The following is a 24,619-nucleotide window of genomic DNA, read 5'->3' on the forward strand; positions in this document are numbered from 1 at the left end:
GGAGGTACAACGATGCGACGTACACGTTGGATCGTGCTCGGCGGGTGTTTCCTCGCCTACCTGTTCGACGCTTTGGAAATCGTCCTACTTTCCATGGCGCTACCATCCATCCGTAAGGATCTGGGCATCACGATCACCCAGGGCGGCCTGCTGGCGACCGCCACCCTGGTCGGCATCGGTGTCAGCAGCGTCCTCGGTGGGTATGTGGCCGACAACTTCGGGCGCAAGAAGGCACTGCTCGCCGCGCTGAGCATCTTCGGCATCTTCACCGCGGCGATCTACGTGGTTCCGAGCTATGAGGTCTTCCTGCTGCTGCGGTTCCTCGCCGGTATCGGGCTCGGCGCTGTCTGGAGCGTGGTCTCGGCCTACGTGGTCGAGACGTGGCCCGAAAAGCACCGTGGTCGCGCAGCCGCATTCGTGATCAGCGCCTTCCCCGCCGGTGGTGCGATGGCAGCCACGATCTCGGGCTGGTTCCTGCCGGATTGGCGACTGATGTTCCTGGTGTCGGGCTGCGCGGTCGTGCTGCCGATCGCGATCGTCGCGATCTTCTTCTCCGAATCCGCCACCTGGGCAGCTCAAAAGGCCGACAACGCCAACGATGTCGTCTCTGTGCGCGATGTCCTGGGTTCCTCCCTGCGCCGCAGGACACTGCTCGGCACCCTCATGGCGGCTCTCGCGCTGTTCGGCTACTGGGGCTCGATGACCTGGCTGCCCACCTACCTCACCACTGAGCGTGGTCTGGCTACGACCTCGGTCGCGCTGTTCATCACGATGCTGAATCTGGGAATGTTCGTCGGCTACAACGGTTTCGGCTACCTCGCCGATCACATCGGCCGTCACCGGACGATCATCATCACCTTGCTCGGTGTCACGCTGACCCTGCCGATCTACGCACTCACCACCCAGGAAACCGCCCTGCTGTGGATGGGACCGCTGTTCGGCGCGTTCACCGCCTTCTTCGGCCTGTTCGGCTCCTACCTCGGGGAACTGTTCCCGACCAGGGCCCGCGCGACGGGTGCCGGCTTCTGCTTCAACGTCGGCCGTGGTGTGTCGGCGCTGGCGCCGTTCGCTCTGGCCGGACTGGCGGCGAGCATCGGATTCCAGGGTGGTCTCATCGTGTGCGCGGGCTTCTTCGGCCTCGCCGCGGTGGTGGCGTTGTTCCTGCCCCGCGGCAGCACTGTCACCGATGACGTTGTCGCCCAACCGGTTACCGACCCACGCGACGGAGAACCCGTCAAGGTGTGACGCCGATGGTCTGGGTCGCCCGTGGCGACCCAGACCATCTGTCGGCATCCGAACCCTGTCCACTATCTCGACGAGGAAAACACTGCTGTGCCATCGACGATGCAAGCCGCCGTCTACTACGGCCCCCGCGATATCCGACTCGAAGAAGTCGACATCCCCGCTCCGGGCACCGGGGAAACACTCCTGCGGGTGCTGCGCTCGGGAATCTGCGGGACCGACGCCTCCGAGTGGACCGCCGGACCGAAAACCTTTCCCGTGCAACGCCGCCACCCCCACAGCGGGCACCTCGGCCCGATCATCCCCGGCCACGAATTCGTCGGCGAGATCGTCGAGGCCGACCCGGGTTCCGGACTCACCGAGGGCAGCCTGGTCGCCAGTGGCGCCGGTGTCTGGTGCGGCAAATGCCGACGATGTGGCGAAGGCCGAACCAACCAGTGCACGCGGTACCGAACCCTCGGGCTGAACGTCCACGGCGGGATGGCCGAATTCGTCGCCGTCCCGACGAAGACACTGCGTCCGTTGCCCACCGGGTTGTCCCTGGACCACGCCGGACTCGCCCAACCCCTGTCTGTCGGCATCCACGCGGCTCGCCGGTCCGGTGCGCGCGAGGGCGACAACGTCGTCATCATCGGTGCCGGCGCGATCGGCTCGTTCGTCCTCGCCGGTCTGCGACACCTCGGCGAGTTCGACATCACCGTCATCGATTTCCCCGGCAGCCGCCTCGACCGCGCGCAACGTCTGGGCGCCGATCGCACCCTCGCTCCGTCGGAGTCCGTCGCCGCCGATGTCACCGACGCACTCGACGGCCGCAAACCCGACGTCGTGATCGAGGCAAGCGGGGCGCCCGGCCAGCTGGCGGCGGCACTCGAGATGGTCATCGACGGCGGCCGTGTCCAAGCCGTCGGCATCCCCAAGGACAAGCCCGCCCTCGACATGCACTCGATGATCTTCCGCGAGATCACCCTCGACACGACGCTGGCCCACGTCTGCGACACCGACCTCCCCGCCGCATTGCACATCCTCGCGGCAGACCCGCTGCTCGGCACCGAATTCGCCGAATCCCCGGTAGGACTCGCGCATCTGGGCGCATCACTGGATCGGCTCGCCGCCGGGCAGGTGGAAGGCAAGATCCTTATCGATCCTGGCGCGTGACCGGTTCCGGACAGGCTTTGCGCCGGGGTCAAAGCTCCGGCGTGGCGGCGGACCCGCAGGGATGGTCGGCAGATCGACCCGATCGCTGGCCAGAATCAGTCCGCCTCGCACCCGCCAGATGGCCATCCATGGTGACGATTCAGGGGCCGCCGTTTCGCGGCCGGGTCGGAGCGCTCCCGTGCCGCGTATATTTCAGCCGATGCACGCGTCGGACGAGCGACAGCCATTGATCTCACGGTGGTCCGGCACAGGGCGCTTGCGTCCCGGTGTACTCGAGATCGAGGGTCCGCTGGGAAGTTTGCCGGGACATTCTCACCACTCCGTGCAGGTCGCCGTCGCCCACCAGGGGACGTTCGTCATCGAGGATCTCCAGGGCCGTCAGCGACGGACGAACGCGGCGATCGTTCCCGCCGATCAGTCGCACGCGTTCAGCGCCGCCGGCGCCTGGGGCGTCGTGGCGCACGTCGAGCCCGAGTCAGCTCTGGGCGCCGAGCTGATCGAGCTGGTCGACGATCCGTCCCACGCTCGTGCCTGGGATCACGCGGGACAGACCCTGATCACGGGGCACAGCGCGTACGTGGAGGGGCGCCTGCGCTCTCCCGGAAACACCTCGCACCCGCTTCATCCGGGAGTCGCCGCCGCGCGCAGCCACCTTCAGGCCGAGCTGGACTCACGACCCATCCGGCTTCGCGACCTCGCCGCGACCGTTCATCTGTCGGAGAGCCGGCTGTCCCATCTCTTCGCCCAGGACCTCGGAATCACCTTCCGGGCCTACGTGAGATGGCTCCGGCTGCTCCGGGCGACCGCAGCGGTTGCACAGGGCCGGACGCTCACCGATGCGGCTCACCTGGCGGGGTTCACCGACAGCTCCCATCTCACGAGGACGTGTCGCCGAACCTTCGGCGGCCCTCCCACCGCGTTCAGCACGATCCGCTGGGAGATCCTGCCGACCTAGCAGGTTGGTCCAATCCTGGACCGGGGCGAAGCGGCGAGGCTCGAGCAGACCCGAAAGGAACTGCTCGTGAACACATCACCCATCTTCGACTCCTTCACACCGGACGGCGGCGGCCCCCGACTCACCTCACTCCACTGGGTCCCGAGCGGGCCCGCTCGGGCCAGTGTCGTCATCATGCACGGTCTCGGCGAGCACGCCGCCCGCTACGACAGCACGGCTCGGTTGTTCACCGCGGCCGGCTTCTCCGTGCTTGCCATGGACTACGAAGGATTCGGGCGATCCGAAGGACGCCGCGGCGACGTCCGATACCAGTCGACGGCGCGGGCCGTGGACCATCTCATCGCACACGAGCGTGCGCGAACGGGCGGCGCGCCGGTCGTGCTGTACGGCCACAGCCTGGGCGGGCTCTACGCGTTCCACTACGCAGCGGACCGGCCGGGGACGGACGTGGCCGCGGTGGTGGTGACCGGACCCGCTTTCGACTCGGAGCTGCGGAATCAGCGGCTGAAGGTGGCCGTGGTCAGGAGCCTCGGCGGCGCCTTCGCCACCCTGACGTTGCCGAACGGGCTGCGGTTCGAGCGTGTCAATCGCGACCCCGGCGTCGTCGCCGAACGGTACGCCGATCCCTTGGTCCATGGGCGAGCGACCGCACGCTTCGCGATCGATGTCTTGGCACAGATGGATCGCGTGGCATCGGCTGCCACCCGAGTCGCGGTACCACTACTCGTGGTTCATGGCGACGCCGATCTGATCAATCCGCTCTCCGCCAGCCGCCGGGTGGTCGACCTCGTGTCGTCGGCGACGCTGAGGACCTGTCCGGGCGTCTACCACGGGTTGGAGGAGGAAGCCGAGGGGCCTGCCATCCTGGCCGACGTCATCGCATGGATCGACCGGACGCTGGCGGCCTTCGCCGGCCAGGCGCCGGTGGTACCGGTCCAGCCCATCGACCCGCGCACCGAGCGCGAGGAGGAGCAGTCATGACGACAGTCCGTGCGCGCGGTAGTGCTACCGGATCGAATTTCCTCGACGTCGCGTGGTTCTTCGCGATCGCCATCGTGCTGTGCTACACGCTGTCCGTTCCGATGGTCTTTCGGCTGGTCTCCACGGACTTCGACAACCTGATCGTTCCGATCCTGCAAATGACCCCGCTGCTCGCGGCGATCATCATGTGGCTCGCCCGACGACCCGGAACGTTCGGCGAAACTTTCGCAACCGGGTGGCGCGGCACACCCAAGTGGGCAGGCATCGGCATCGGCCTCATCACCGCGATCGCCGCCATCCAGGCCTGCATCGCACTGGCATCGGGGATCTGGCCGCTCAACCCGCTCGACCAGATCTTGGCGGCGACAGTGTGGGTCGTTCCGGTCTTCCTCCTGCAGTCGGTCTTCGCCATCGGAGAGGAGTTCGGCTGGCGCGGCTGGCTGGCGACCCGCGCCGCGTCATGGGGATTCTGGCCGCTGGCCCTTGCCAGCGGTGTCGTCTGGATCGTCTGGCACCTGCCGGTGATCGCCGTGATCGGAGACCGCCCACCGTGGGACATCGTCATCTATTTCGCGGGCATGCTGCCGTGGGCGCCGCTGCTTCTAGCACTTCGTTGGCGGTCGGGGAGTGTCTGGCCGGCAGTCATGACGCACGGAGCGATCAACAGTGTCCGGGTGTACCTGCTGCAATCCGTTCCCGATGCGACAGATCATCTGCTCATCGAAGTGATCGGCTGGGTGCTGACGCTCGCCGCTGCGCTGTGGCTGATGCGCACGAGCCCGGCACCGGTCGTCCAGGGAGCCGTTGAAGCTCGCCCACTTCCACAGCGCGGCGGCGGCGAAGAGCGGGTATCCCAGCGGCCCTGACCAAGCCTGCGGCGTGAGTGTCGTTCCCAGGCGGGGCCGGGCAGTCGCTGGTCGCACCGCGGCGCAGTGAGTGTGTCAACAGATCGGTAGTGGGAACGCGCACGGTAACTCGAACCGAAGGAGCCCTCGTGACCAGTCGCCCAGACCTCCCCGCACCCGAACAGGGTCTGATCCTCACCCATTTCCTGACCGTGCGCGATGTGGTCCGCTCGCGCGATTTCTACGCCGACATCCTCGGCGGCCAGGTCGTTCTCGCGGAAAATCCGGCTATCGTCAAGGTCGCCAACAGCTGGATCATCATGAATCCCGGCGGTGGACCAACCCCGGACAAGCCCGACATCACGCTGGCACCGCCGACGGCCGGCGAGGTGGTCTCGTCGTTTCTCAACGTGCGGGTCGCCGACATCGCCGCTTTCTATGCCGACGTCACCGCCAAAGGCGGACAGTTCTTGACCGAGCCGCTGGACCGCAAGGCCGAACTACGGTGCTACCTGCGCGACCCCGACGGCTACCTGATCGAGGTCGGTCAGGCCACCGGGATGCTGAAAGGCATCTTCGCCGACTGACCGACACGCCGCCGTCGCTCGTTCGCGACGAAATCCGCCGCGCTCCAGCGACTCGAGTGATCGAACAGTCACACCAAAGAGATGGGAGCACCAGTGCCGCACCACAACCCCCGCGACCACCACCGCCCACTGCTCTGCCGGGTGCTCGGCCTTCGAGTCGGGCCGAGGCGATGACCGGGCCCGAGGCGGTGACCGAACCGGGCCCGCGCTTCGACGATCTGCGCGCGCTGTTCATCAATTGCACGCTCAAACGTTCGCCCGAGCCCAGCAATACCGACGGGCTGGTGCGGTTGAGTGCGCAGATCATGCGTCGGCGCGGTGTCGAAGTCGAGGAGCTGCGCGCGGTCGACCACGATATCGCGACCGGAGTGTGGCCTGACATGACCGAGCACGGAGCCCCGACCGATGAATGGCCGCAGATCTTCGCGCGCGTGCTCGACGCCGACATCCTGGTCTTGTGCGGCCCGATCTGGCTGGGCGACAACAGTTCGGTGATGAAACGGGTGATCGAACGCCTCTACGGATGCTCGTCGCTGCTCAACGATGCCGGTCAATACGCTTACTACGGGCGGGCAGCGGGGTGTCTGATCACCGGTAACGAAGACGGTATCAAGCACTGCGCGATGAATATCCTCTACAGCCTGCAGCACCTCGGATACACCATTCCGCCGCAGGCTGATGCCGGATGGATCGGGTCGGTCGGTCCGGGTCCGTCCTATCTCGATCCGGATTCGGGCGGACCGGACAACGATTTCACCAACCGCAATACGTCGTTCATGACCTTCAACCTCATGCACGTGGCGGCCATGCTGCGGCGCAACGGCGGAATCCCGGCCTTCGGAAACCAGCGCAGCGAGTGGGACGCCGGATGCAGGCCCGACTTCGACAATCCGGAGCACCGATGAATCACGCCGAGGAACTGGGATCCGGATCCGCGACGCTGGTGACAGTCAGGACCCGATGCGGTTGTCGAGACATTTCAAGACCCAGCTGAACCCGGCCGACGCGATGAGTTTGCCGGCGGGACCGAACACGAATCCGATACCTCGCACGGGTGAATCGAACTCCGATGTCCAAGTGACAAGGGTCGTGCCTGGCGAGGTCGACTCGAACTCGACCCGGCCGAGTTTGTGCTGCAACGGTGGCCGCGCCTTGCGGATCCTGTACTCCATCAGGACGGGCCGGTCGAAGGCGGTGATCTCCTCCCGGAACCAGGCGATGCCGGCGTTCACCTCGCGGATCGCGCCGAGCCCGTTCGGTTCGGTGTCGCCGGGCCGGACCACAGTGGCCGACACGATGCCGGGCACCAGCGCCAGCGCCGCATGGTCGGTGTAGGCGTCGAACACCGCTTCGATCGGGGCGTCGATGCTGCGTTGCACTTTCACGACGGTCATGGACAGAAATCCCTTCGGTTCACCACGGTCCGGCCTGGACCTGGACGGGTATCGCTGGCGCGGGTGGTTGCGCTTCGGCGGTGACCGTCGCGCGAGCATCAGCGCTGTCGACCGTGCGCTCGGCCGGCGCTTCCCTGACTATGCCAGTGCCCCGCCGTGGTGGACGACTGCGCCACGGGCGCTCCTGTGCTGAGAGACGACCGTGCCCCGGTGCCATCGATTGTGTCGGTGGCATCCGGGGCACGGAAGGGTGAATCAGCCCAGGTCCGGGTGGCCGACCCACTCGACAATCGTCCAGCCCTTCTGCGGGCTGCCCTCGAGGACGACGCGGCCGCCGTTGCGCATCGGATCGGTGCCGAGTTTGCTCTTGTCGGCGTTGGCGGCGTTCATCATCGACCAGAACATGATGGTGCCGCCGTGCGAGAAGATCACCGGGTTGGCGCAGCCGCGGCGCTGCACATCGAGCAGTGCCTGATCGACGCGGCCGTCGAACTCGTTGCCGTCGATGGAGCCTGGAATCCGTGCGCTCAGGTCGCCGGAGAGCCACTTGATCGGCGCCTGTAGGTACCCGGACATCGCCTCGGCCTCCGGGGTGCCCTCGTACTGGCCTGCCTCGATCTCCCGGAAACCGGGCTGAATGCCGAGGCTCAGGTCCTGCTTGGCGACGGTCGGTGCCGCGGTCTGCTCGGTACGCACCATGTTGGATGCGAAGGCGCAGTCGTAGTTCTTGTCGCCCAGCTGGATGGCCAGATTGTCTGCCTGTGTCCGGCCGCGTGAGGTCAGGTCGGGTCCGGGCACCTTGGTGTCGATCAGGCCGGAGGTGTTACCGAGGGACTCGGCATGGCGCACCAGGGTGATGACCATGTCGCCGCTGCTGCCGGAGCTGCTGCCGGAACTGCCGAAGTCGATATCGGCGGACGCGACGCCGGTGGTAGCGGTTGTGGCCGCGACCGCCATCACGGCAATGGACAATCGAAGAGGTCGGATTCGCATGGGTGGGAATGCCTTTCATTGTGGCGAACGCCAATTCCGGTATGTCGAAGAACCGGAATTCGGAGTGTCGCGTCTCACAGAAGCAGCTATTTGCCCGAATCAAAGACGGGGTCTCCCATTCATCGGGAGCTTTCGCGTACTGGACCGCGCAGGCGAAACCACCGGTAGCGGAAGTGCGAGCGGCATGTCGACTCACGCGACCTGCTCACCCGGCCGTTTCGATGCCGCCGATCCGGTGTGCACGGCGATTTCCACAACCCGACAGCACCACGTCCGCGACCGTCGTCAAATGTGGACGGCCGCCGTCGGTGCTCACCTGCTCCAGCACGAGGCGGCTGGTCCGGCCGCGTAGATGCAGCGTCGCTATCTGGTTGCCGAAGAAGGGGCCGGTGACCCGACTCCACTCGACCGACACCGCGGGAACGGTGGACACTCGGTCCAGGAGGAAACGCGTCACCCGTTCGGCGGCCCGACTCCACGAGACCCGGAAGATCACCTTCATGGCGGTCGGAACGTAGTTGTGCATCGGCGAACAGGTCAGCTGGTAGACCCGGGATCGCACGGCGTCGGGGAACTGCGCTTGCGCGGCATAGGCGTGGTGAACGTCGCCGGACAGCACGCAGATCGTGGCGGGCGCCCGTCCCCCCGGGCTGCTGCACTGTCCGCGCCCGACGCGGGCGACGAGTTGGGCGAGCCGGTCGAATGACTCTCGGAACGCGGCCCAATGTTCCAGATCGGCTGAGCGCCGCAATCTTTCGGACCATCCGGCCACACGTCGGCCGCGGACCCCTGAGGCCATGCGCTCATTCCACGACTCCAGGTCGTGGAGGGCACGCGGCAGCAGCCACGGGAGCGAGCTCCCCACCAGCAGGTGGTCGTAGTCGCCCTCGGTCTGTCGTTCGATCCACGAGAACTCGGGCTCGGAGACCATCGACCGCGTGCCGCCGCCGAGTATGCGTCCGCACCGGGAATCGATGACGAGCAGCCGGGTGGTGCCGAGATCGCGGCGATACGACCATTGCGCTCCCTTGGCGCCGTCGGCTTCTTCGTCCGCTGCGGACGCGAAATCGCGGAGCAACTCCGCGCAGTCGCCGCCCTCGGATCGGATCCGCTGGTAGAGCTCGTCCTCGGCCAGGGCAGCGGGCGAGAGGTTGCCCAGGTGCTGGTAGATCCAGTACGACGACAACGCGCCCACGATGCGTTCCTCCCACCAATCGGTGGCCTCGATCTCGTCACGCCACGATGTCGAGGTGTTCCAGTCGTCGATGACGTCGTGGTCGTCGAAGATCATCGACGACGGCACCGTGGACAGCAGCCAGCGCACCTGCGGGTCGGACCATGACTCGGAATAGAGCCACGTGTACTCCTCGAAGTTGCGGATCTGGGCGCCCGGCGGTTGGTCGAGGTCGTGCACCTCGTCGATGCGACGGAGGATCTCCGGGGACAGCTCATCGGCGTAAACCTGGTCGCCGACCAGCAACAATGCGTCGGGCAGATCTTCGGGCGGGCGTTGCATGACTCGCCGCGCATAGGCGTCGAGAGCGTCGGCGTCGAAGTGGTCGTTGTCCTGCGTCGCGGTCGGTGTGGCGAATCGGCACGAGCCGAAGGCGAGGATCAGATCGGCGTCGCCTCTGAGCGTGCGAATGACGGACGGGTACGGGGCGTCGGGCAGCGGCCAGACGCGCTTGCCGTTGAGACTGACCTCGTACCGCGTGACGGAACCGGCCGCCAGTCCCGTGATCAGGACGAGAGCGTAGTGATGTCCGGCGATGGTCCAGGTGTTCTCGTAATGGCCGAGGACCTCGACGGTGCATGGTGCGGAGGTCTCGACCCAGACGGTGGCGTCGCCTTCGCCGACGTGACGCAGCAACGGACCCAGAACCAGCTCGCTCCTGAATTCCGGCAGCCGTGCCATCAGTCCAGCCTATGTCGTGGCCCGGCTGTCGAGCAGGGGCATTCTGCCCTGACGGAACTGAATCCGGTTCGACAGGTGGTCGCAGGTCAAAATCCTGTCAGCACGTGGCGAACTGATGCGCGCGGCAGCTGACGTCTACCCGGTGGGCTGCGGGGGAGGAGTGAGATCGCGCGGCGGCGGCATCGGCCGACGGGGCGGGCGAATGATGACGCCTGGCCAGGAAACGCCGCGAACTCCATCGGGGCCGCGCGCGACGCGGATTCCTTCGGCGGTGATCCGAGGGCGGTAGATGGTTGCGCGGTGACCGAATGCCGGGTCGCGATCGATGGAGTTGAACAGCCCCATCCTCGTCAACCACAGCGACGCGCGAACTACCTCGTCCTCGGTCAGCGATTCTCCCGGCCAACAGACCGACGCCCCGACGACGAAGGCGCCGAGGACCGGCACCGGGTTGTCGAGGACATCTTCGTTGTGCGCCCATTTCAGCACCGCCTCACGCACCGCCCATTGCCGGTCGGAGTAGCCCGGTGTCGTTCGCGCGGCACTGTCCATCCGCAGCATCGCAGGCTTTTCCATCACGTCACTCCCTATTTCCGAACCGAACGGCCCGTGTCATCACGGCCCGCCCATATCGCTGAGCCGACGGGCCCGGCCGGTCCACCGGCCGGGCCCGAATACGCGAGCTGTCAGTCCTGCTCGGCGGCGCGCTGACGTGCTTCGTTGGCCGATGCCTCCAGCCGTGCCTTCTCGGCTTCGGCTTCCTTCTCCGCGACCTCGCGCTGTGACTCGGCCTTGTCCTGCTGTGCACGGCCTTCGCGCAGCAAGGAGTCGTCGCCCACCACGGCACCCGCGACTTCCTTGGCTTTGCCCTTCACACCCTCGACAACGCCCTTGACTCCGGCCCCTACTCCACTGTCGTTCTCAGACACGTCTGTCCCTTCGATCGGCCCAACGTTTCCCCGTGTGACGCGAGCGCAACCCGGGGCACGGCAGCTCACGACTGCCGTTTACAAGATAAACATATATCCGTTTACCTTGTAAACCACTGTGTCGAAATCTGCAGGGCGGGGTGCGTTGAAAACGGCCGGAACATCCCGGTACCCTGGGGTTATGGCGGCGTGGTGGAGTACCAGAGCCGGAAGATTTTGACAGGAGCTCTGCCCTGAGCGAGGACACGATCGACTCGGGCGCCGAGCTGCGCGACAACGGTTCACGGGACGGGGACGCTCGACGCGCCCCGCGCCTGGACCGGGTCCTGATCCTGGAATCAGCGATTGCGCTGATCGACCAGGAAGGCCTGGGGCATCTCACGATGCGCCGTCTGGGCTCGTGGCTGGGCGTCGAAGCCATGGCCCTGTACCGCTACGTTTCCGGGCGTGACGACCTGCTGGCCGGTGTGGTCGATCACCTCGTCGACCAGCTCTACGAGCAGAACCTGATGGAGCCCGACGAAGAGGGCGGCAGCTGGCAGGGGTATCTGCAGCGCCTCGCGCACGGCGTGCGCCGCGTCGCGATCGAGCACCCCGAGGTCTTCCCGTTGATGGCCTCTAGCCCACCGCAGGCGCCCTGGTTGTGCCCGCCGCTGCGCAGTCTGAACTGGATGGAATCCTTCCTCGAAACCATGCTCCACTATGGCTTCGACGATCGTCAGGCAGTCCAAATCTATCGGTCTTTCGCGACGTTCCTGCTCGGCCACCTCCTCCTCGAGGTAGCAACCAGGGGGGTCGAGCTGAGCCCGATCACCACCGCCGAGCCCGGACAGCACGAATCATCGGAGCTGGCCGACTACCCCCACGTCTATCGCCTGCAGAGCCACCTGGCAACCAACCGCTCGGCCGATGAATTCGAAGAATCTCTCGAGGCATTGCTCGATCGGCTCGAAGGGATGCGCCGCGCTCGACAACGCCCGTGAGTGGTGGTTCGACATGCCGTAGCCGCGGTCCGATCGGTATGAATCAGTGGCTCCGGCGCAGGACAGCCTCGTAGAAGCGGATCCCCTGTTCGAGCGCGTCGACGGTGAGACGCTCGTCGGTGGCGTGGATGAGGCCCCGTGCTTCGGCGTCGAGCTCGAAAGGGTAGAAGCGGTAGACATAGTCGCTGATCTTGGCGAGGTGGCGCGCGTCGCTGGCGCCGACAACGAGAAACGGTGATGTCACCGTGCCGGGAAATGTTTCGGCTACAGCCAGTTCGACCCGTTCGAACGCGGGACCTTCGGTGGGAGAGATCGGGGTCGGTTCGGAGGAATTGAGAATATCGAGCCGGACTTCGGGGTCGTTGATCAGCTTGCGGACGCGTTCGACGGTTCCGGCGACGGTTTCCCCGGTGAGGATGCGGATATTCAGTACCGCGCGCGCTGATTCGGCCATGACATTGGTGCCCTTGCTGCCTTCGAGCACCGTGGGCACCGCGGTGGTGCGGATCATCGCGTTCATCAGCGCACCGGAACGGGTCATGAAGGTGGTGGTCAGCCACTGCAGCCTGTCGGCTCGTGCGAGCACCGCGCCGAGTGGGCCACCGGAGTGTGCGCCGATGATGGCGAGCATCTCCCTGATCGGCGGCGTGAGCTGGGGCGGAAAGGTGAAGTTGTCCAGCTTTACCAGGGCACGTGCGATGCGGGTGGTCGCCGGATGCTTACCGGGCATGGAGGCGTGGCCGCCGGGGTCTACCGCGGACAGTTGGAGGTCGAGCATGCCTTTTTCGGCAGTGCCGACCGCGGCGATCTTCTCCTTGATCGGGAACAGGTCCCCCGCCACGCCGCCGCCCTCGTCGATGACCAGGCCGGGCACGATCTGCTGTTGGCGGAAGTACTCCACCACGGTGGGGACGCCGTCGCCGGCGACTTCCTCGTTGTGCCCGAACAGCAGATAGACGTCGCGATCGGGTGTGAACGCCTGGGCGAGAAGGTCTTCGACGGCTTCGCAGATGCAGACAAGCGGGCCTTTGTCGTCGATGGCGCCGCGGCCCCAGATCGCGCCGTTCGCGACGGTGCCCGCGAACGGCGGGTGCGTCCAACCGTCCGGATCGCCGGGGGAGACGACGTCTTGGTGCGCCATGAGCACGATCGGGTCCGCGGTGGACCCGGTGTCCCAGTGGTAGACCAGCGTGTGGTCGGCGAAGATCTGCTTGCGCAATTTTGTGGCAATCAGTGGGTACAGGGTGTCGAGTGTCTCGCGGAATGTCACGAATTGGGCCCAGTCGGTGTCCTTCTCGTCCTGGGTGGTGACCGTCGGGATCTGTAGCAAGGTGGCGAACCGCATTACCGCGCGGTCGATGTCGATGGTGCCTTCCGGCATACCGATGTCCTCTCCCGAGAATATGCACCCTCTGTGTGTCTATCCCGGCTCCGAGCCTATACCTCGACATTGTGCACAACCGCTGTTCCGCGGCTACCGACGGCGATATCGCCGGGTTCTGGCGGTGCGTGGGGTGGACCTCTTCCCTTGGTTCGGGAGGCGGAGCTACCGTAAATAGATGACCGAATCTGCTGACGTCATCGTCGTCGGAGCCGGACTCGCCGGATTGGTCGCCACGGCTGAGTTGGTCGACGCCGGCAAACGGGTGCTCGTCGTCGAGCAGGAGAACATCAACAATGTGGGCGGCCAAGCATTCTGGTCATTCGGCGGACTGTTCCTGGTGAACAGTCCGGAGCAGCGCAGGGTCGGCATCAAAGACTCATATGACCTTGCGATCCAGGACTGGATAGGCAATGCCGGATTCGACCGCGAGCGCGAGGACAAATGGCCACGCGCATGGGCGCAAGCCTTTGTCGAATTCGCCGCCGGTGAAATGCGCGGTTGGTTGGCCGAGCGCGGCTGGAAGGCGTTTCCGGTCGTTGCCTGGGCGGAACGGGGTGGCTACGGCGCGTACGGGCCGGGCAACTCGGTGCCCCGTTTCCACATCACCTGGGGAACCGGGCCACGGATCGTCGAGATCGTCGAGTCTCGCGTTCGGGCCGGCGTCGACCAGGGGTTGGTGGAATACCGGTTTCGACACCAGGTCGACGAACTCGTCGTCACCGGCGGCACGGTCAGCGGTGTGCGTGGCACCGTCCTCGAGCCCTCGGACGCGGCGCGAGGCGTCGAGTCGTCGCGGAAAGCGGTGGGCGAGTTCGAGTTCAGCGCGCAGGCCGTGATCGTCACCTCCGGCGGTATCGGGCACAACCGCGAGCTGATCCGGCAGAATTGGCCCACGCGCATGGGCCGCGTGCCCGAGCACATGCTGGCCGGCGTTCCCGCCCATGTGGACGGTCGGATGCTGGCGATCTCGGAGTCCGCGGGCGCGAGCGTGATCAACCGGGACCGGATGTGGCACTACACCGAGGGCATCATCAACTACGACCCGGTGTGGCCCAACCATGGCATCCGCATCGGTCCGGGACCGTCATCGCTGTGGCTGGACGCGACCGGAAAGCGGCTCCCCCCACCGCTGTTCCCCGGCTTCGACACGCTCGGCACGATGCAGCACATCAACCGGACCGGATTCGACTACACCTGGCTGGTCCTGGACCAGAAGATCATCGAGAAGGAGTTCGCGCTGTCCGGCCAGGAACAGAACCCTGACCTGACCGGCCGCAACATCAGGTTGTTGCTGGAACGGGTGAAGAAGGGGGCGCCGGGTCCGGTCGAGGCGTTCAAACGCAGAGGTGCCGATTTCGTGGTCGAGGACACCCTGGACGACCTGGTGCGTCGGATGAATGAGCTGGCAGGCGACAACGTGCTCGATGTGGCGAGTGTGAAGCGTGAGGTGACCTCGCGGGATCGCGAGTTCGGCAACGCGTTCAACAAGGACCTGCAGATCGCGGCGATCCGTGCCGCGCGTGCCTACCTGCCCGACAGAATCACGCGAGTGGCCGCACCACACAAGCTGCTCGATCCCAAGGCAGGCCCGCTGATCGCCGTCCGGTTGCATCTGCTCACCCGAAAGACGCTGGGCGGCTTGGAGACAGACCTCTCGTCGCGAGTGCTGGGGCCGGACGCAGCGGTGGTCGAGGGCCTGTACGCCGCTGGTGAGGTCGCGGGGTTCGGCGGTGGGGGAGTGCACGGGTATCGCGCGTTGGAGGGCACCTTCCTGGGCGGATGCATCTTCTCCGGGCGTGCCGCGGGCCGGGCGGTCGCTGGTCGGCTGTGAGGCCTCCTGGCGCGGCAAGAATGCGCCGAGGCGAGTTGGAGCTGTCGGCAATTGCAGGGCTTCTCACCGGGTCCGCTGACGCCACGATCCGCCCAGCTCAGCAGGGCGAATCAACTCGGACCGGTAGGCGGTTGAGGTACGTCGCAGCCGAAAAGTCTTCCCGTCGCGGCAGACAGCGGAGACCCGAAACTGCTGGCCGCCGACCGACAGTGGACAGAACCTTGAGTCGAGGTGGCTGGCAGCGCAGTGTGCGAAACGGTTGTTCCGCAGGGGGTTCACACCGGACCGGGAACGCGCGGAAGCCGCCTGATCACGAAGTTGTCACGCCGAAGCAGGAGTCTGTGCACCGGTGTCGACCTCATGACATAAGCTGTGGCCCCGGCACCGTGATGTCCGTGCCGTGTTCTGTGCTCGACGGAGATGCCCGCAGTTTCGATTTAGATCTGTCGGGTCGAACATCACGCTCTTCTGCTCACGATCCGCTGACAAGCGGTGTTGCGCTCCATCCGTGGCGATTGTGCTGTTCGGTTCGATAGCTGCCCTGGACGGATCACCTCGCACGAAGGATCGGTATGAAGAGCGGAAAACGCGCGTGGATTGCAGCACTCACGGGAACCCTGGTGGTCGTTGCCGCCGGGGTCGTGGCCACACCGACGGTAGGGGCCCAGCCGCCGCAGTTGAAGGTGGCGGGGGGTGACATCGTCCGTGCCGATGGTTCGGCGACGGCGGTCACGATTCCCGGCCCGGGCGGGCCGATACCGGCACGATCCACCCGCCTCGTCTACACCAGCAACGACACCCACGGCGCGCCGAAGACGGTGGTCGGCACCTATCTGGAGCCGACTCAGCCCTGGACCGGCCCGGGCCCGCGACCACTGGTGGCCTACGCGGGCGGCGCACAGGGGCAAAGTGCCGACTGCTCGCCGTCGGCGATGCTGGGGCAGGTGATCCGGTACCAGCCGCCTGCCGACGTGGTGTTCGAATACGACATCATCGCGATCTATCAAATCCTGGCGAGCGGGATGCCGGTGGTGATGACCGATTATCACGACTTCGGGGTACCGGGAGTGCACGACTTCCTGAACCGCAGGACGCAGGCGTACGCGGTGCTGGATTCCGCGCGCGCCACGCTGCGGCTGCCCGGTTCGGGGCTCGGCCCGGATTCACCGGTCATCATCTACGGCTACTCCCAGGGCGGGATGGCCTCCGCTGCCGCCGGCGAACTGCAGGCCGAGTACGCACCCGAACTCAACGTGCGCGGGGTGCACGTGGGCGGGCCGGTGGTGGGGCCGCAGGATTTCATCGTGCGCAGCGACGGTAACCCCGGCGTCGCGCCTGCGATCGCGTGGGTGCTCAACGGAATCGCCGCCGACTACCCCGACACACGCCCGGTACTCGACGCCGAGCTCAACGACACCGGTAAGGCGATCCTGCACGACTCCATCGGCACGTGTGGGGGCGGTCTCTCCGAGACTTTCGTCCAGCCCCAGGACACGGCGCGGTGGACGACCAGCGGACGGCCGCTCACGGCCGTGATCGACGGTTCCCCCGAGTTGAAGAAGGCGTTCGACGAGCAGCGGCTCGGCGGGTCCGCTCCCGCGGCGCCGGTGCGCGTCTACTCGGCCAGGTACGACGACAAGGCCGCGTACCCCGCCGCGCGTGATCTGGTCGCGCGATGGTGTGGTGGTGGTGCGGCGGTACTGCTGGATGCGGACGACACGGTGCCCGCGATGTCGGGCGTCTTGGGCACCCACGATCTGGGCTTCTTCCCGTCGCTGACGAGTTCGCAGCCCTGGATGGTCGATCGCCTCGCCGGCGTGCCCGCTCCGGTGAACTGCGCGGCGCTGCCCTAGCCGCGCCGATCTCCATCGACCTCGAGCCCACGCCGGTCGGCCGCATCGCCCCACTAGCAACTCCGGTGGCTGCGATGCGGTCAGGTGAGGATGCGGGGAATGAATCTGACTTTTTCGGACGGGGCGGTCTCAGCGGGTCGCTGACAGGCCGCGATCGCTGCGCCCTGCCCCAGCGTCCCATCTCGGCCGGCAGCGTCATCCAGGCGCTGCCGCGCACACCGCGACGGGACTCGGTCGGATCCTCTTGTGGCGGGTAAGAGTGTCGATTTGCACGGCTCCCGTTCGACCTAGGTAGGAGATGGCCTGGTGAGGGCCGGACAACTACTCGAGCGAGGAACCACATGACGATCAACGATCTCGATGTTCTGCTCGGCTCCTGGGAACTGACCGGGCGCACCCACACGTCGGACCACGACGACATCGCCGGGGTTCTCACCGCGACCCGCATCCTCGATGGCGGGCTCCTGCAGCTCGACGGCACCATGCTGATCGGTGACACGCAGATCCACAGCCTCGAATTGATCTGGGCGGAGGAAACCACCTCGGACTTCGCCGCGCATGTCTATTCCGGTTCCGCTGCTCCGCTGAGCTACCGGTGGAGCCGTCGAGGAGACACCCTCGTCCATGCCGGTCTGGGTATGACCTACACCGGCACCATCAGCTCCGACGGTGCCACGATCACCGGCACCTGGTTGCCCGACCCGGACCGTCCGGACATGGCCGGAGCTGCCTACGACGCCACCATGCGCCGGGTGGATCGCGCGGTGCTGTCAGGAGAATGACCAGCGATGCGGCTACCAGTTCCCGGCGGGCGAGCCTGAGCGGCTCGCGCGCAGCATGCGGATGGCGCGCAGGGCGTGGGGCGGTTCGCTTCCGAAACTTGCGGATCCGCCGAGGTAGTGAGTGACCAGGTCGGGGGCGGAGTGGTCTTCGAGGCTGGTGAAGCCGAGGGCTCGCAGCTGGGCGGCAATATCGTCGGGCGTGAAGTAGCTGTACACGGGTTCGCCGACGTCGGCCAGTCGATCAGCACGTGCCTGCTGGTGCGCACTGTCTTCGTCGGTGTTCGCGGGCTGTAGGTAGTCGAAGACGACCTCGACCGGCTGGCTCTGACCGGCGATGTATTCGAGAGTGGTGTGGGCGGCGTCGGGAGTCAGATAGAAGACGACGCCGAGCCACACGAAGACGGCCGGTTCCGTCCGTGTGAATCCGGTGGATGCCAATCCTGCTGCCAGCGTTTGTGTTTCGAAATCGACCGGCACAAAGGCCAATGTCTCAGGGCGGTCGATTCCGGCGGCGGTCAGACGTTCGCGTTTCCACGCTTGGGTGGCGGGGTGGTCGACCTCGAAGACACGCAAGTCCGGAAACGGATTGCGATAGGCGAACGTGTCCAGGCCTGCGCCGAGGACAACGACCTGCCGCACACCCGCGGCGACGGCCGCGGCCACGACGTCCTCGGCGAAGCGTGCGCGTGCGGCGAAGAACAGCCGACGGGGCCGATCGCTGGCCCCGTCACCGAGGTGATCGGTTGTGGGCGTGCCCAATTCGGCCAGTTCCTCGGCGGTGACGCCGAGCAGACGTGCCGCCAGAGGATCGGTGAAGATCAGCGGTCGGTCAACGACCTGGTGATAGGCGCGGGCGTAGGCGGTGATGAGCGCTGTCCGGCTGGGTCCGTCGTTGTCCATGTTCAGAACCTACTTGCGAATGCGGCACACGCTCTATGAACTCACTCACGCCATCCGTGACAGTTCTACTGATCCGCTGCGTGCACTGGATCCAACTGCCGGACAAAGACGCAGCGGCCGACCTCCACACCGAGGCCGACCGCCGCGAAGTTCAGTCCGAGATTCGTTTCTCGGGACCATCCAGACGCAGATCAGGCAGACGCAGATCAGGCAGACGCAGATCAGGCAGACGCAGTTCGGACCGACTGCCAACGAAGCGGATGCTCAACACCCCGTCCGTGACAACGACTTCCGGCTCACCACCCGGTCCAGCCCGGCAGCGCTGGTCGGGTGGTCCCAGGTGGTTACAGACCTAATCCGGTGCGTAGGGTCGGCCAGGAACTGTGGAGTGCGTCTTGCCAGTAGGGCCATGCGTGGGTGCCGAACAGGGTGTAGCGCACGGTCGGTGTGAGGCCGGCGGTGCGCATGGTCTTTTCGACGGTGCGGGTGCAGTTGAGTGCGCCTTCTTCGAGGCTGATCGCGCCGAACAGGTCGATGGGGTAGGAGAAGCTGGGGTCGAAGTCGACGTCGGCGGGGCCTGGGGTGCCGCTGCCGACCGACATGTAGACGGTGGTATCGCGGAGTGCGTCGAGGTGTTCGGTCGGGTCGTGGGCTGCCCATCCCGGGTCCAGCGATCCGCCCCACATGTTGTCGGGGTTGCCACCTCGGTTGTGGACGGTGGCGCGCACCATCGGTTGTCCGACGCCTGAGGTGAGCAGGCAGCCGCTGTAGACGCCGACGGCTCGGTAGAGTCCGGGGTTGCGGAAGGCCAGGGTGGCTGCCGCGTGGCCGCCCATCGACAGTCCCGCGACTGCGTTGTTGCCGTTGCCTTTCAGTTCTCGGTCGATCAGTGGTGGTAGTTCGTGGGTGAGGAAGGTTTCCCAGCGGTTGTGTCCGAGGACGGTGTCGTCGTCGAGCCAATCGGTGTAGAAGGTGCCGCCGCCGCCGATCGGCATGACCACGTTGATGTTCTTGTCGGCGAAGAAGCGGGTGGCGTCGGTGCGTAGGGTCCAGGTGCTCTGAGTTTGGTTGTTGTCGGCGCCGGTGCCGTCGAGCAGGTACAGCGTCGGGCGTGGGGCGGTGCCGGTGGGGTGCAGGATGTCGAGTCCGACGACGCGGCCCATGGCGGGGGAGAAGACGTAGAGCTGCTCCCAGCGGTCGCTGCGGGTGATGCGATGATCCACTGTCGCGGTGGCCGCGGAGGCGACACCGGGTGCGGTGAGTGCGGCGACGATGCCGAGTGTGGTGACCGAGCCGAGTAGTCGGCGGTGCAGGGTGCGGAGTCGAGTTGGTGACGCTGTCATCAGGTCCTCCCGGCCACGGTCGGTTGCCGGGCCACAAGGCTAACCGGTGAAAACTCGAATCTTGTTACGGTAGAACAGGTTCCGCTGCTTCGTCGTGTTCTCGGCGACGTCGAATGCGATGCGCATCACCCACGTCTTCCGGCCGATCGGCGGTGTCGGTGCGGCTCAAGGGCTTGCCGGTGATATCGGGGTGGTGGCGAGCCGGACGATCAGGTCGACTGTGAAGTCGAACTCGCGATCGCGGTCGAATCGGGCGAGAAACGGTGCGGCGAGTCCGATCTGCGGCAGCCCCGATCCTTCGAGCGTGGACTGACGCTCGGCGATTTGGGTGGGGTCTTCCGACCCGAACGTCGGTCCGGCTGCGGCCTCGCGCAGCAAGGTTCCGATGAGCGTTGCCAGCAGCGTGCGCATGAGATGGACCGCCTCCTCGGGGCTGCGGCCCGTGCGTCGTAGCACGGTAAGGATTCCTTCGACGGGGGCAAGGCCGACTGTCGAGGAGAGTTGGCGGGTCAGCACCAGCGTCGCGGCCTGGGGGTGGGCGAGGGTGATTCGGCGGAATTCGTTGGCCCACGCGCGAATATCGCGCTCGATCGAGTCGGTCGATTCCGGCGGGCGTAGTTGTTCGAGTACATGCTCGGCGACAGCGTCGAGCAGATCGCCTTTGTCCTCGACGTAGTGGTAGAGGCTTTTGGCGTCGACCCCCAGGACCCGGCTGACCGACCGCATGCTGACGGCGTCTGTGCCCTCGGCGTCGATGACCGAGAGCGCGGCCTCGCGGATCGCGGTGCGTGAAAGCTGGGCCTGAGTCTTCGGCGGACGGCCTCGTCGGGGTTGCCGCAGGCCTGTTGTCGCGTCGGTCATGGCGTTCATTAAACCCACTCTTGCATATTTCCACGGTGTGGGTTTAATCTGCCATTAATCCCACACCGTGGAATTAATGACGTGAGGTGAAATCGATGCGGATGCCCTGGCATCAAGGCGATGTGCTGGATCTGGCGAGTGTTGGTGTGCGGGTCGACAGCCTGACCGACCTCTCGGCGATCTCTGGTGGTCCGGGTGCCCGGCTCACCGCGATCCGGGCCCAGGCGGTGGCGTTCAGGCAAGAGTTCCTCGGAACCGGCACTCCCGACAGCGTCACGACCTGTGACCTGGTCACCCTGCCGTATCCGACACGGTTCGGCTTGTTCCGCGCGTCCCGCGCGATAGCGCCGTTCCTCGCGATCACCAACCGGATGTTGGTCATCAGGTGGCGTGCGAGCGACGGGACGCCACGGGTGCTGCTCTTCGAGCCCAGCGATGTCGAACTCGGCCGCTACACGCCGTACTTCGACAAGCTCGCCGAACGGACCCCCGCCATGGTGTCGAAACGGATGGTGACCGAACACGGCACTGTGGTCGAGCACCTGTCCCGCCTCGGAATCGATCCGGCCGAGGTCGATTATCTGATGTTCGACCACCTGCATACCCAGGACCTGCGCCGCTGGATCGGCACCACCACGCACCAGGCCGACCTCGGCGAGCAACCGAAACCCGTTTTCCCGCGCGCGAAGGTCATCGTGCAGCGTGACGAACTGGCCGCGATGGCGGATCTGCACCCGATGCAGCGCCCGTGGTATCAGCCCGGGGCCTACCGCGATGTGTCGCCGGAGTCGTTCCTGCCCATCGACGGGTCGGTGGTGCTCGGTCCCGGCGTCGCGGTGGTGAAAACCCCCGGCCACGTCTTCGGCAACCAGAGCTTGGTGCTCCAGACCTCCACCGGGGTCTGGGTCAGCAGTGAGAACGTCATCGCTGCGGAATGCCTCACCCCGGAGTTCTCCCGGATGCCCGGGATCGCGCGTTGGGCGCGGGAGTGGGGACAGGAGATCGTGCTCAATGCCAACACCATCGAAACCACTGTCGATCAATACAACTCGATCATCTTGGAGAAGACGCTGGCCGATCGAAGCCAACGTGATTCCCGCTTCGTGCAGTTCTTCCCGTCGAGCGAGCTGACAGCGGCGTGGACCAATCCTGGTACCTCACCGACATTCACCCACGGTGCGATCACGCACCGGTGACCTCAGGGCCAACCAGCCATTCCACAATGCTGTGAAAGGAATCCCGCACATGCGTGCACTCATCGGCGGCGCCGGACCCCACTGGCAGCTGCGCGATATCGATACTCCGCACCAACTCGGTGCGGTCCGCATTCAGGTGATGGCCGCCGGGCTGAACCGCGCCGACCTCTACGCCCTGGAAGGTAACTACTCTGCCAACTCCCAGCAGCCGGGTGAATTCACCGCGGGCATGGAAGTAGCGGGCATTGTGGAGACGTCGAGTCCGCTCGCACCACATCTGTGCGCGGGGACTCGGGTCATGGGGATCACGATCGGCGGCTTCGCCGACTACGCGCTGTGTGATCCACGGTTACTCGTGCCCATCCCTGAGGGGCTGAGCTTCGAGGAGGCCGCGTCCTTGCCGATCGGGCTGATCACCGAACACGACGCGCTGGTCAGCCAGGCGGGTTTCGTCGCGGGCAACAGCGTGCTGATCGTCGGTGGGACCAGCTCGATCGGGCTGGTCGGCATTCAACTCGCCAAAGCACTCGGCGCGAGCACCGTCATCGCGACCACCACCAGCGCGGACAAGCGAGACGCACTCACCGCCGCGGGCGCAGACCTCGCTGTCGATACCACCGGTGAGGATCTCGCGGCAGCGGTGGCATCCGCGACGAACGGCAACGGCGTCGATATCACCCTCGACCATGTCGGCGGTGAACTCTTCGCGCAGCTGCCCGCTGCCACCGCGATCGGCGGCGCCATCGTCAGTATCGGCCGACTTGCCGGCGCCACGACCACCCTCGATCTGGACACGATCGCTTTCCGTCGCCAGCGACTGCTCGGCACTACCTTCAGCATCCGCACCCGTGCCGAGCTGGCCGAGGTAGTCGCCGCGCTGACCTCGCAGGTTCTTCCCGCGGTCGCCGCGGGAACGATCAGCCCACGCGTGGACGCCGTTTTCGCCCCCGAACAAGCCGAGCACGCGGCCGAGCGGCTCCGGCGGAATTCGGCGGTCGGCAAGGTCATCTTGTCCTTCGCCGACGCGCATACCGGGCCCGCTCCGGCACCGTCACCGCGGGCCAACATGTTCGGCACCATTCGCCAGATCGGTTATGTCGTCCGTGATCTCGAGTCGTCCCTGCGCGGATTCATCGACAGCGGAATCGGGCCCTGGTTTCATCTGCGCGGCCTGCGGCCGGGGAACTTCACCTATCGCGGTGAGCCGTCGGGCATGGTGATGGATGTCGCGGTCGCCAACAGCGGCGACATCCAGCTCGAGCTCATTCAGCCCGTGAACGCGGAACCGTCGATGTACAAGGACTTTCTCGACGCCGGCCACGAAGGCGTGCAGCACATCGCCTACTGGGCGGAGAACTATCAGGAACTCTACGACCGAGCGCTGGCCGCCGGGTTCACTGTCGGACAGGAAGGCGAAATCGGCGGTCCGACAGGTCGATTCGCCTACCTGGAGACCGAACATCATCCCGGCACCGTCGTCGAGATCTCGGATCTGAGCGGATCGAAGAAGTTCGTCTTCGACCTGATCAAGGTCGCGGCGGCGAACTGGGACGGCACCCACCCGATCCAGGTCATCGATCCGGCCTTGCTCAGCGGCGATCCCGCGGCGATGGACGAGATGAAGGCAGCACTGGGCGGATGAAGGTCCATCACCTCAACTGCGGAACCATGCACCCACCCGCGACTCCCGGCGGGCTGGTCTGTCACGTGCTGCTGGTGGAAACACCGCGAGGGCTCGTGCTCGTGGATGCGGGCCTGGGGTTACAGGACTCCCGTTCTCCGGGGCCGAGGTTCGGTGCGGGCCGCTGGTACGTCCGACCCGTCTTCGACCCGGCCGAGGCCGCGATCACGCAGATCCAGAGGCTCGGCTTCGATCCCCACGATGTGCGCCACATCGTGCTCACCCACTTCGACGCCGACCATGCCGGCGGTTTAGCCGACTTCCCTTGGGCCCGGGTGCACCTCACCGCGGCAGAGGCCTTCGCTTCCCGGCATCCGCGCACGCTGATCGAACGCGGCCGCTACCTCCCCGCACAGCGCTCCCACCACCCGGTCCTCGTCGAGTACACACCGGCCGCGGGGGAGTCATGGCGCGGGTTCGCCGGTGCGGAAGAGCTCACCGGCATCTCACCCGGGATCGTGCTGATCAATCTCCCCGGCCACAGCCGGGGTCACGCGGCGGTGGCGGTCGACGCCGGTGATCGCTGGATTCTGCATGTCGGCGATTCCTTCTATCACCACGGCCAGCTCGATGGGTCCCGTTCCGCGCCAAGGGCTCTCACCGCGATGGAACGTGTCATCGCCGCCGACTGGACCAGGGTCAAGGCCAACCACGAACGTCTCGCCGAGCTGTGGACCGCCGCCGACCCCGACCTGCTCCTGATCAATGCCCACGATCCGTACCTACTCGATCGGGCACTGGGACGCCGCTGAATCCAGCTCGCCGGGCGCATGCCTCGGCGAACCCTTCGAACAGAAAGCGAGATCGCT

General features: G+C 66.0%; 23 protein-coding genes. 14 read left to right on the plus strand and 9 right to left on the minus strand.

Annotation, left to right across the window (positions count from 1 at the left end):
- Nucleotides 1-12: 12 nt before the first annotated feature.
- The 7 genes from ACFQ9R_RS21815 to ACFQ9R_RS21845 all read left to right on the plus strand — a co-directional run bounded on the left by ACFQ9R_RS21815 (nucleotide 13) and on the right by ACFQ9R_RS21845 (nucleotide 6,670).
- Nucleotides 13-1,245, plus strand: a complete 1,233-nt coding sequence (locus ACFQ9R_RS21815) for an MFS transporter (RefSeq protein ID WP_378992827.1) — start codon at nucleotides 13-15, stop codon at nucleotides 1,243-1,245.
- Nucleotides 1,246-1,332: 87 nt separating this feature from the next.
- Complete coding sequence (locus tag ACFQ9R_RS21820) at nucleotides 1,333-2,397, plus strand: zinc-binding dehydrogenase (RefSeq protein ID WP_378992829.1); 1,065 nt, start codon at nucleotides 1,333-1,335, stop codon at nucleotides 2,395-2,397.
- Nucleotides 2,398-2,695: 298 nt separating this feature from the next.
- A complete protein-coding gene (locus ACFQ9R_RS21825; protein WP_378992831.1) occupies nucleotides 2,696-3,352 on the plus strand; it encodes a helix-turn-helix transcriptional regulator in 657 nt (218 codons plus the stop codon).
- Between the two features lie 66 nt (nucleotides 3,353-3,418).
- Complete coding sequence (locus ACFQ9R_RS21830) at nucleotides 3,419-4,333, plus strand: alpha/beta hydrolase (protein WP_378992832.1); 915 nt, start codon at nucleotides 3,419-3,421, stop codon at nucleotides 4,331-4,333.
- A complete protein-coding gene (locus tag ACFQ9R_RS21835; protein WP_378992833.1) occupies nucleotides 4,330-5,199 on the plus strand; it encodes a CPBP family intramembrane glutamic endopeptidase in 870 nt (289 codons plus the stop codon). The genes ACFQ9R_RS21830 and ACFQ9R_RS21835 overlap by 4 nt, the downstream gene beginning before the upstream one ends.
- Before the next feature lie 128 nt (nucleotides 5,200-5,327).
- Nucleotides 5,328-5,765 (plus strand): VOC family protein, encoded by a 438-nt coding sequence (locus tag ACFQ9R_RS21840; RefSeq protein WP_378992834.1) that lies wholly within the window; start codon nucleotides 5,328-5,330, stop codon nucleotides 5,763-5,765.
- A 170-nt stretch (nucleotides 5,766-5,935) separates the two neighbouring features.
- The gene (locus ACFQ9R_RS21845) at nucleotides 5,936-6,670 is read left to right on the plus strand and encodes a flavodoxin family protein (protein ID WP_378992835.1); all 735 of its coding nucleotides are present in this window, start codon (nucleotides 5,936-5,938) and stop codon (nucleotides 6,668-6,670) included.
- Nucleotides 6,671-6,715: 45 nt separating this feature from the next.
- Here ACFQ9R_RS21845 and ACFQ9R_RS21850 read toward each other — a convergent pair whose 3' ends face one another.
- The 5 genes from ACFQ9R_RS21850 to ACFQ9R_RS21870 form a co-directional block, all read right to left on the minus strand.
- On the minus strand, nucleotides 6,716-7,159 hold the full coding sequence (locus tag ACFQ9R_RS21850; protein ID WP_378992837.1) for an SRPBCC family protein: 444 nt from the start codon (nucleotides 7,157-7,159) through the stop codon (nucleotides 6,716-6,718).
- A gap of 255 nt (nucleotides 7,160-7,414) precedes the next feature.
- Complete coding sequence (locus ACFQ9R_RS21855) at nucleotides 7,415-8,152, minus strand: histidine phosphatase family protein (RefSeq protein ID WP_378992839.1); 738 nt, start codon at nucleotides 8,150-8,152, stop codon at nucleotides 7,415-7,417.
- A 205-nt stretch (nucleotides 8,153-8,357) separates the two neighbouring features.
- Nucleotides 8,358-10,067: an alkaline phosphatase D family protein gene (locus tag ACFQ9R_RS21860; RefSeq protein WP_378992841.1), complete on the minus strand. Its 1,710-nt coding sequence runs from the start codon at nucleotides 10,065-10,067 to the stop codon at nucleotides 8,358-8,360.
- Nucleotides 10,068-10,202: 135 nt separating this feature from the next.
- Entirely contained in the window at nucleotides 10,203-10,643 is a 441-nt protein-coding gene (locus tag ACFQ9R_RS21865; RefSeq protein WP_378992842.1) for a hypothetical protein, read from the minus strand.
- Nucleotides 10,644-10,753: 110 nt separating this feature from the next.
- Nucleotides 10,754-10,996 carry a CsbD family protein gene (locus ACFQ9R_RS21870; RefSeq protein WP_378992843.1) on the minus strand — a complete coding sequence of 81 codons (243 nt, stop codon included), beginning with the start codon at nucleotides 10,994-10,996 and terminating at the stop codon, nucleotides 10,754-10,756.
- Between the two features lie 266 nt (nucleotides 10,997-11,262).
- Here ACFQ9R_RS21870 and ACFQ9R_RS21875 point away from each other — a divergent pair, with 266 nt between their 5' ends.
- Nucleotides 11,263-11,979: a TetR/AcrR family transcriptional regulator gene (locus ACFQ9R_RS21875; protein ID WP_378993007.1), complete on the plus strand. Its 717-nt coding sequence runs from the start codon at nucleotides 11,263-11,265 to the stop codon at nucleotides 11,977-11,979.
- A 43-nt stretch (nucleotides 11,980-12,022) separates the two neighbouring features.
- On the opposite strand, the gene ACFQ9R_RS21880 is transcribed toward ACFQ9R_RS21875, so the two are convergent.
- Complete coding sequence (locus ACFQ9R_RS21880; protein ID WP_378992846.1) at nucleotides 12,023-13,360, minus strand: M20/M25/M40 family metallo-hydrolase; 1,338 nt, start codon at nucleotides 13,358-13,360, stop codon at nucleotides 12,023-12,025.
- 178 nt (nucleotides 13,361-13,538) lie between these two features.
- On the opposite strand from ACFQ9R_RS21880, the gene ACFQ9R_RS21885 reads away from it, so the two are divergent.
- The 3 genes from ACFQ9R_RS21885 (at nucleotide 13,539) to ACFQ9R_RS21895 (ending at nucleotide 17,829) form a co-directional block, all read left to right on the plus strand.
- Complete coding sequence (locus ACFQ9R_RS21885) at nucleotides 13,539-15,194, plus strand: FAD-binding dehydrogenase (protein ID WP_378992847.1); 1,656 nt, start codon at nucleotides 13,539-13,541, stop codon at nucleotides 15,192-15,194.
- A 572-nt stretch (nucleotides 15,195-15,766) separates the two neighbouring features.
- Entirely contained in the window at nucleotides 15,767-17,047 is a 1,281-nt protein-coding gene (locus tag ACFQ9R_RS21890; RefSeq protein ID WP_378992849.1) for a lipase family protein, read from the plus strand.
- A gap of 341 nt (nucleotides 17,048-17,388) precedes the next feature.
- Nucleotides 17,389-17,829, plus strand: a complete 441-nt coding sequence (locus ACFQ9R_RS21895) for a hypothetical protein (RefSeq protein WP_378992850.1) — start codon at nucleotides 17,389-17,391, stop codon at nucleotides 17,827-17,829.
- Nucleotides 17,830-17,841: 12 nt separating this feature from the next.
- Here ACFQ9R_RS21895 and ACFQ9R_RS21900 read toward each other — a convergent pair whose 3' ends face one another.
- The 3 genes from ACFQ9R_RS21900 to ACFQ9R_RS21910 form a co-directional block, all read right to left on the minus strand.
- A complete protein-coding gene (locus ACFQ9R_RS21900; RefSeq protein ID WP_378992851.1) occupies nucleotides 17,842-18,729 on the minus strand; it encodes a class I SAM-dependent methyltransferase in 888 nt (295 codons plus the stop codon).
- Nucleotides 18,730-19,073: 344 nt separating this feature from the next.
- The gene (locus tag ACFQ9R_RS21905) at nucleotides 19,074-20,072 is read right to left on the minus strand and encodes an alpha/beta hydrolase (protein WP_378992852.1); all 999 of its coding nucleotides are present in this window, start codon (nucleotides 20,070-20,072) and stop codon (nucleotides 19,074-19,076) included.
- A gap of 165 nt (nucleotides 20,073-20,237) precedes the next feature.
- A complete protein-coding gene (locus ACFQ9R_RS21910; RefSeq protein ID WP_378992854.1) occupies nucleotides 20,238-20,942 on the minus strand; it encodes a TetR/AcrR family transcriptional regulator in 705 nt (234 codons plus the stop codon).
- An 86-nt stretch (nucleotides 20,943-21,028) separates the two neighbouring features.
- On the opposite strand from ACFQ9R_RS21910, the gene ACFQ9R_RS21915 reads away from it, so the two are divergent.
- The 3 genes from ACFQ9R_RS21915 to ACFQ9R_RS21925 are packed head-to-tail and all read left to right on the plus strand — an operon-like array spanning nucleotide 21,029 to nucleotide 24,562.
- Nucleotides 21,029-22,129 carry a hypothetical protein gene (locus tag ACFQ9R_RS21915; protein ID WP_378992856.1) on the plus strand — a complete coding sequence of 367 codons (1,101 nt, stop codon included), beginning with the start codon at nucleotides 21,029-21,031 and terminating at the stop codon, nucleotides 22,127-22,129.
- A gap of 49 nt (nucleotides 22,130-22,178) precedes the next feature.
- Nucleotides 22,179-23,771 carry a zinc-binding dehydrogenase gene (locus tag ACFQ9R_RS21920; RefSeq protein WP_378992858.1) on the plus strand — a complete coding sequence of 531 codons (1,593 nt, stop codon included), beginning with the start codon at nucleotides 22,179-22,181 and terminating at the stop codon, nucleotides 23,769-23,771.
- On the plus strand, nucleotides 23,768-24,562 hold the full coding sequence (locus ACFQ9R_RS21925; RefSeq protein ID WP_378992859.1) for an MBL fold metallo-hydrolase: 795 nt from the start codon (nucleotides 23,768-23,770) through the stop codon (nucleotides 24,560-24,562). Before ACFQ9R_RS21920 ends, ACFQ9R_RS21925 begins: the two co-directional genes overlap by 4 nt.
- Nucleotides 24,563-24,619 lie beyond the last annotated feature (57 nt).

Origin of the sequence: Nocardia sp. NPDC056541 (assembly GCF_042794235.1) — a bacterium.
Classification (GTDB): Bacteria; Actinomycetota; Actinomycetes; order Mycobacteriales; family Mycobacteriaceae; genus Nocardia.

What these genes read in the sequence shown, in the direction of transcription:
- ACFQ9R_RS21850 (WP_378992837.1), bottom strand. Translation starts at nt 7,159, where the DNA reads ATGACCGTCGTGAAAGTGCAACGCAGCATCGACGCCCCGATCGAAGCG.
- ACFQ9R_RS21925 (WP_378992859.1), top strand. Translation starts at nt 23,768, where the DNA reads ATGAAGGTCCATCACCTCAACTGCGGAACCATGCACCCACCCGCGACT.
- ACFQ9R_RS21845 (WP_378992835.1), top strand. Translation starts at nt 5,936, where the DNA reads ATGACCGGGCCCGAGGCGGTGACCGAACCGGGCCCGCGCTTCGACGAT.
- ACFQ9R_RS21900 (WP_378992851.1), bottom strand. Translation starts at nt 18,729, where the DNA reads ATGGACAACGACGGACCCAGCCGGACAGCGCTCATCACCGCCTACGCC.
- ACFQ9R_RS21865 (WP_378992842.1), bottom strand. Translation starts at nt 10,643, where the DNA reads ATGGAAAAGCCTGCGATGCTGCGGATGGACAGTGCCGCGCGAACGACA.
- ACFQ9R_RS21835 (WP_378992833.1), top strand. Translation starts at nt 4,330, where the DNA reads ATGACGACAGTCCGTGCGCGCGGTAGTGCTACCGGATCGAATTTCCTC.
- ACFQ9R_RS21880 (WP_378992846.1), bottom strand. Translation starts at nt 13,360, where the DNA reads ATGCCGGAAGGCACCATCGACATCGACCGCGCGGTAATGCGGTTCGCC.
- ACFQ9R_RS21860 (WP_378992841.1), bottom strand. Translation starts at nt 10,067, where the DNA reads ATGGCACGGCTGCCGGAATTCAGGAGCGAGCTGGTTCTGGGTCCGTTG.
- ACFQ9R_RS21910 (WP_378992854.1), bottom strand. Translation starts at nt 20,942, where the DNA reads ATGAACGCCATGACCGACGCGACAACAGGCCTGCGGCAACCCCGACGA.
- ACFQ9R_RS21815 (WP_378992827.1), top strand. Translation starts at nt 13, where the DNA reads ATGCGACGTACACGTTGGATCGTGCTCGGCGGGTGTTTCCTCGCCTAC.
- ACFQ9R_RS21915 (WP_378992856.1), top strand. Translation starts at nt 21,029, where the DNA reads ATGCGGATGCCCTGGCATCAAGGCGATGTGCTGGATCTGGCGAGTGTT.
- ACFQ9R_RS21885 (WP_378992847.1), top strand. Translation starts at nt 13,539, where the DNA reads ATGACCGAATCTGCTGACGTCATCGTCGTCGGAGCCGGACTCGCCGGA.
- ACFQ9R_RS21905 (WP_378992852.1), bottom strand. Translation starts at nt 20,072, where the DNA reads ATGACAGCGTCACCAACTCGACTCCGCACCCTGCACCGCCGACTACTC.
- ACFQ9R_RS21855 (WP_378992839.1), bottom strand. Translation starts at nt 8,152, where the DNA reads ATGCGAATCCGACCTCTTCGATTGTCCATTGCCGTGATGGCGGTCGCG.
- ACFQ9R_RS21895 (WP_378992850.1), top strand. Translation starts at nt 17,389, where the DNA reads ATGACGATCAACGATCTCGATGTTCTGCTCGGCTCCTGGGAACTGACC.
- ACFQ9R_RS21890 (WP_378992849.1), top strand. Translation starts at nt 15,767, where the DNA reads ATGAAGAGCGGAAAACGCGCGTGGATTGCAGCACTCACGGGAACCCTG.
- ACFQ9R_RS21920 (WP_378992858.1), top strand. Translation starts at nt 22,179, where the DNA reads ATGCGTGCACTCATCGGCGGCGCCGGACCCCACTGGCAGCTGCGCGAT.